Source organism: Flavobacterium sp. FG139, assembly GCF_057809695.1.
On record NZ_JBMDKL010000009.1, the window covers coordinates 159442 to 165850 of the forward strand.

Sequence of the window (6409 nt, forward strand, 5' to 3'; positions counted from 1 at the left end):
AGTTTTGAATGAACAAATTTGACATAATTTTATGAATTGTCATATAAAAAATAGTGTAATTTTGTCCCTCAGAATTTATTGAAATACAAACGACTAAAAAAATAGAACATGAAATTTTCAAAATCTATTATTGGACTTGCTATAGCAACTACACTTTTTGTTAGTTGTAAAAAGAATGAAACTATGGATGCTGAAGCACCAGAAGCCTCAGCTAAAAAAGAAGTTGCTGCGGCTACAAAACCAGAAACGGCATCGTTTACTATAGACGGTATGACTTGTCCTGAAGGTTGTGCTAAAACTATTGAAAAAAAATTATCTGAAATAGACGGCGTTCAAAATGCGAAAGTAGATTTCGATAAAAAACAAGCTACGGTTAACTTTGATTTGGATAAACTAAAATCAGAAGATTTGGTCAAAGCAGTTGAAACCACTGGTGACGGGCAAACTTATAAAGTTTCTAATGTAAAAACAGGAACAAAAGCGTAATTATATAATTCAACAATAAAAAAAAGGAACTCAATTTCGAGTTCCTTTTTTTATTTAGCTTCGCTCCGTTCGCCCTAACGGTCTCGGGTCCATTTTAAGGTTTCCATCAGCGTTTGCATGTCGTTTCTGATGTAATCGGCTGCCGGCATTATCGAGTCGAAATTGGGTTTGGCATAAAAATACACCGAACCTGTTATAAAATGTTTTAGACTGTCAGTGGCATAAAATTGGGCATTGGTAGCTGCGTTTCCAGAAACTTTATAAAACATACCGTATACTTTCGAATTCGGATTGATATAAGGTTGTTCCAAAATATCATCGGCCTTAATTACATGTTCGTATGTCAATTTTTGAGCGTCTCTTAGCAATTTGTCGATGTTTCCATTGACGGGTTTATACGTTAAATAAATGGTTGCTTTCATTTTCGGATACGAAATTGTAAATCCACAATCTTTTTCTTCTTTAATGATAGCCTCCGAATTCATGTTGAAGGTAAAAGGACAATGATTTTCAAAAGCATCGTATTTGGCTATTGGATAGTCAAGTCGCAACTGACTTGGTGGTTTAGGCAATACATCGTCTTTACAACTTGTAAAAAGCAATCCGCTAAACGCTAATGTTATTCCAATTAAATAGTTAAAATTTTTACCCATCAATGGTTATTTTTATTTGTTTTATTCTTTTTTTATCGACTACTTCTATGGTAAATAAACAGTTTTCATAGTGTATTTTTTGACCTTTCTTTGGGAAATTACCCAGTATTTCTAAGATGAAACCCGCTAAGGTTTCGGCTTCGCCTTTTCTAATTTCAAAAGAATCTTGGTCAACATCAATAATTCTGTAGAAATCTTTTAGGTTTATTTTTCCTTCAAATAAATAATTTTTATCGTCAATTTGAGAATAATTGATGTTTTCATCGTCAAATTCATCGCTGATATCACCTACAATTTCTTCGATAACATCTTCTAAGGAAACCAATCCCGAAGTGCCGCCGTATTCATCCACCACAATGGCCAAGTGACTTTTCATGCTTTGAAAATCTTTTAGCAAATCATCTAGTTTTTTGTTTTCTGGAACAAAAAATGGTTCGCGAAGCAAGGCTTTCCAATCAAATTCTTTTTTATTGATGTGTGGAATCAAATCTTTCACAAAGAGAACGCCTTCTATATGGTCTATATTGTCCCGGTACACCGGAATTCGTGAATAGCCTTTGTCAATAATCTTCGGAAAAATATCCGCGAAAGTCTCGTCAATCTCGAGCGCAAAGATATCAATCCTTGGACTCATGACTTGTTTGGTGTCGGTATTTCCAAAAGAAACAATTCCTTCTAAAAGTTTTTGTTCTTCTTGAGTGGTGTCTTCTGTGGAAGTTAGTTCTAAAGCTTGCGACAATTGATCGACTGAAAAATTGGTTTTTTGTTTGCCTAACTTTTCTTGAATAAAAAGGGTAAAAGCACGCATTGGGATGCTAATTGGCGAAAGCAATTTGTCTAAAAACAACAACGGATAAATGATGAATAAAGCAAACTTCATGTTGTTCCTGCTGGCATAAATTTTAGGTAATACTTCGCCGAACAACAAAATTAAGAAGGTTACCAAAACGACTTCAACTATAAATTTTAAAATTGGTGAAGCTATAGTAGAAAAAACAGTGTCGAGTGAAAAGGAGAAGAGGATTACAATGGAAATGTGTAAAAAGTTATTAGCAACCAATATGGTAGCCAATGTTTTTTTGGGTTTAGACAATAATTCATTGATTGAATTTGCTTTCGAAGCATTTTTTTGAGCTAAATCGTTTCGGTTTTGAGGTGTCAAAGAAAACAAAGCAACTTCTGATGCCGCTACCATTGCTGTGCAAAAAAGCAAAACGAGAATACCAATTATTCCGAAAAGTAAATGGGTGTCTAAGGTTGAAACGGTATTAAAACTGGGCTCTGGGTCCAAATCTAATTCAATTAGTTAAACAAATTAAAACGGCATGTCGTTTTCGATTGGCGAAGAAGCATCAAAATTACTATTTTTTGCTTCTGAAGATGGAATGTGTCTATTAGAATCCATGTCTTTTTTAACATTCAAAAAGGTGAATTCGGTTACTTGAATTTCAGTCGTATATTTGGTAGTTCCGTCTTCTGCTTGCCATTGACGTGATTTGATTCGACCTTCTACGTATATTTTATCGCCTTTGGTTAAGTATTTTTCACAGATTTCAGCCGCTTTGTTGCGCACTACAAGATTGTGCCACTCGGTAGAAGTGATTTTCTCGTTAGTTGTTTTGTTAATATATATTTCATTGGTAGCCAATGGAAAACGTCCAATGCAATTGCCACCTTCAAAATAGTGCATTTTTAGATCGTCACCTAAGTGACCAATTAACATAACTTTATTTAATGTCCCGTTCATAATAAATCAATTTGAGATAACCAAAAATACAAATTAAATAGAATACTTTTCAATAAAATTGAAAATTACTATCGGAAAAGGAAAATTTCTCAATAAATTCAAGGATATTCCATCAGATATTTTTTTTGACACTCTCACTTTATAAAAGTTAATGTGTAATTTTTGATGGGAAAGTTTGTGGATTATTTGTTCGTTATTAAACAAACTAATAGCAGAAATTTCAAGTTCAGAATAACAATTGTAAATGATGCTTGTTACCTTGTCAAAATTCAGCTCCTCATCCGCTTCAATGACTGGAAATTCATATAAATTATGCCAAATGCCTTTTTCAGTTCGTTTTCGTACTATAGTATTATGGTCATCATCCAAAAAAACGATATAATTAAAATAGCGATTCGTAACTTTAGTTTTTTTAGTCTTTACAGGCAGTTCGGCCACTTTTTTCTTTTGCAAAGCGGCGCAACTTGAGTTGAAAATACAATGTTCACATTTCGGGTTTTTGGGTACGCATTGCAAAGCTCCAAATTCCATGATCGCTTGATTGAACAGCGCTGGATTATCATTTGGAATTAACTCAGCAGCCAAAGCCGTAAATTCTTTTTTAGCACCACTTGATGCAATATCAGTGGTAACATCAAAGTAGCGCGAAAGTACTCTAAAAACATTGCCGTCAACCACTGGAACCACTTCGTTAAAAGCAAAAGAGGCTATTGCAGCGGCGGTATATTCGCCAATTCCTTTTAATTTCAACAGGTCATTATAGTTGTTTGGAAAGTTTCCGTCGAGTTCAAAAGCAATAATTTGAGCTGTTTTGTGCATGTTACGAGCTCTAGAATAATAGCCCAAACCTTGCCAAAGTTTTAAAACATGCTCTTCATCGGCTTTCGCCAAATCTAAAACGGTTGGGAAAGCCTCTGTAAAAGCCAAGAAATAAGGCAATCCTTGTGCTACTCGGGTTTGCTGAAGCATTATTTCAGAAAGCCATATAGGATAAGGGTTTGTTGTATTTCGCCAAGGCAAATCACGTTTGTTTTGTAAATACCAAAGCAGTAATGAGTTAGAAAAATCCATAAATAATTTTAGGTGAACAAAAGTAAATCTTTATGTGATTAAATTTTAATCAATTATACTTGAAATATTGTTTTTTTAATTCATATATTTGCACACTCAAAAAATTACACATAAATATTAAATACGAAAGAAAATGACGAAAGCAGATATCGTAGCTAAAATTTCAGAAAAATTAGGTCTTGAAAAAGGAGATGTTCAATCTACAGTTGAAGCATTGATGGAAGAAGTAAAAACTTCATTAGAGAATGGAGACAATGTTTACTTAAGAGGTTTTGGTAGCTTCATTATCAAAACAAGAGCAGAAAAAACAGGTAGAAACATTTCAAAAAATACTACAATTAAAATTCCTGCACACAATATTCCTGCATTTAAACCTGCAAAAGTATTCGTAGAAGGAGTAAAAACTAAAACTGAAGTTGCAGTTTAGTTTTAAAAACTTATTTATTAATCACAAAATAGTAACCTATGCCAAGCGGTAAAAAAAGAAAGAGACATAAGGTAGCCACGCACAAACGTAAAAAAAGAGCGAGAGCTAACCGTCACAAAAAGAAAAAGTAGTTTTAAACTACTTTTTTCTTTTTAAACGTTCATTGAAAATGAGATTTAGTCAACAGTATTCAGTATCAGTTAGCAGTCTGCTAGCTACAAACTGAAACTGACAAATAAATTTCTTCGGGTAAAAAACCTGTAAAAAATGTTTAATCCATCTGTGTTGGAAGTTAGAAGTTGGAAGTTAGAAGTTGGAAGTGAAAACCTACAACCCACAACCCACAACCCACAGCCTAACATGGATAAAAATTTACAACATGAATAAAGAACTTATCATCCGCAAGGATGACAATGCTGTAGATTTTGCCTTATTAAAAGATGGAAAACTAATTGAATTACACAAAGAAGAAGGAAAAGGAAACGATTTTTCTGTAGGCGATATTTTTATTGCTAAGATCAGAAAACCTGTTCCCGGACTCAATGCGGCTTTTGTAAATGTAGGCTTCGAAAAAGATGCCTTTTTACATTACCACGATTTAGGTCCAGCCTTACTTTCTTATTTGAAATTCATAAAACTTGTAAGCGCAGGTAAAATAAAAGATTTCTCCCTAAAAAACTTTCAGTTTGAGAAAGAAATTGATAAAGATGGTGCTATAGCCGATGTGCTCAGTGCCAACCAATCAGTTTTAGTGCAAGTGGTTAAAGAACCGATTTCTACCAAAGGACCAAGGATAAGCTCTGAGCTTTCTTTTGCCGGTAGATTTTTAGTTCTTGTCCCTTTTTCAGATCGCGTCTCTATTTCACAAAAAATAGAAGACAAAGCCGAAAAAGACCGATTAAAAAAATTGGTACTCGCCGTCAAACCTAAAGGTTTTGGTGTTATTGTGCGAACAGTAGCAGAAGGCAAAAAAACAGCCGAATTAGAAAAAGATTTGCAGAACTTAATTTCAAGATGGACTGCAATGTGTAAAAAATTACCAACCGCTCATCATCCGTCAAAGGTGTTGGGAGAGCTTAACAAAGCTTCTTCTATTCTTCGAGACGTGTTTAACGATACTTTTACCAGTATTCAAATTGATGATGAAGAGTTGTTTCAAGAAACCAAGGACTATTTAGCCGAAATAGCTCCTGAAAAACAAAAAATAGTGAAGTTTTATCAGTCGAACGACACGCCACTATTTGAGAAATACCATATAGAACGTCAAATAAAAACCTCTTTCGGGCGCACCGTTTCGATGAGTAAAGGAGCTTATTTGATTATAGAACATACCGAAGCGTTGCACGTTATTGACGTCAACAGCGGAAACCGTTCTAACAAGGCCACCAATCAGGAGGATACCGCACTGGAAGTGAACCTAATTGCCGCTGCAGAAATTGCACGTCAGTTACGACTTCGCGACATGGGCGGCATTATTGTAGTCGATTTTATCGACATGCAAAACCCTGAAAATCGTCAGGTTTTATATAATTTCTTGAAAGAGGAAATGAGCGATGATAAAGCCAAACACAAAATCTTACCGCCAAGTAAATTTGGATTAGTTCAAATTACCAGACAACGCGTAAGACCAGAAGTAAATATTGAAACAAGAGAAGAGAATCCGAATAATTTGAGTGGCGATGTAGATGCGCCAATTCAAATCATCGATAAGATTGCTTTTTCCCTTGAAAAAATTATCAAAGACCACAAAAAAGTGAAACTTAATGTACATCCTTTTGTGGCAGCATACCTTAAAAAAGGTTTTCCATCAATACGTTCAAAGTGGTTCTTTGAACATAAAAAATGGGTGAAAATCATACCTCGTGACGCTTACACGTACCTAGAATATCATTTTTTTGATAATCAAGGAAAAGAAATTAAATAATGAAACGCCTTTCGAAAGAGAGGCGTTTTTTTGTTTATACTAGAACAGACAGTACCTGAAGCCCACTGGGCTTCCTCCTCTTAATCTCAAATCTCGTGACG

General features: G+C 34.6%; 7 protein-coding genes. 3 read left to right on the forward strand and 4 right to left on the reverse strand.

Annotation, left to right across the window (positions count from 1 at the left end):
* Positions 1-108 precede the first annotated feature (108 nt).
* Positions 109-486, forward strand: coding sequence for a heavy-metal-associated domain-containing protein (locus ACODSI_RS09670; protein ID WP_488916641.1), 378 nt, complete (start codon positions 109-111; stop codon positions 484-486).
* 74 nt (positions 487-560) lie between these two features.
* Here the strand turns inward: ACODSI_RS09670 and gldD are convergent, their stop codons facing one another.
* From gldD to mutY, 4 genes are read right to left on the reverse strand one after another with little or no spacing between them, the layout of a single operon-like run.
* Positions 561-1139, reverse strand: a complete 579-nt coding sequence (gldD, locus tag ACODSI_RS09675) for a gliding motility lipoprotein GldD (RefSeq protein ID WP_488916642.1) — start codon at positions 1137-1139, stop codon at positions 561-563.
* Entirely contained in the window at positions 1132-2430 is a 1299-nt protein-coding gene (locus ACODSI_RS09680; RefSeq protein ID WP_488916643.1) for a gliding motility-associated protein GldE, read from the reverse strand. Before ACODSI_RS09680 ends, gldD begins: the two co-directional genes overlap by 8 nt.
* Before the next feature lie 24 nt (positions 2431-2454).
* The gene (locus ACODSI_RS09685; RefSeq protein ID WP_488916644.1) at positions 2455-2886 is read right to left on the reverse strand and encodes a single-stranded DNA-binding protein; all 432 of its coding nucleotides are present in this window, start codon (positions 2884-2886) and stop codon (positions 2455-2457) included.
* 33 nt (positions 2887-2919) lie between these two features.
* On the reverse strand, positions 2920-3957 hold the full coding sequence (gene mutY, locus ACODSI_RS09690) for an A/G-specific adenine glycosylase (protein WP_488916645.1): 1038 nt from the start codon (positions 3955-3957) through the stop codon (positions 2920-2922).
* A gap of 133 nt (positions 3958-4090) precedes the next feature.
* Between mutY and ACODSI_RS09695 the strand changes: the two genes are divergently transcribed.
* Positions 4091-4384 (forward strand): HU family DNA-binding protein, encoded by a 294-nt coding sequence (locus tag ACODSI_RS09695; protein WP_035127849.1) that lies wholly within the window; start codon positions 4091-4093, stop codon positions 4382-4384.
* A gap of 379 nt (positions 4385-4763) precedes the next feature.
* Positions 4764-6308 (forward strand): Rne/Rng family ribonuclease, encoded by a 1545-nt coding sequence (locus ACODSI_RS09700; RefSeq protein ID WP_488916646.1) that lies wholly within the window; start codon positions 4764-4766, stop codon positions 6306-6308.
* The last annotated feature ends 101 nt before the right edge of the window (positions 6309-6409 follow it).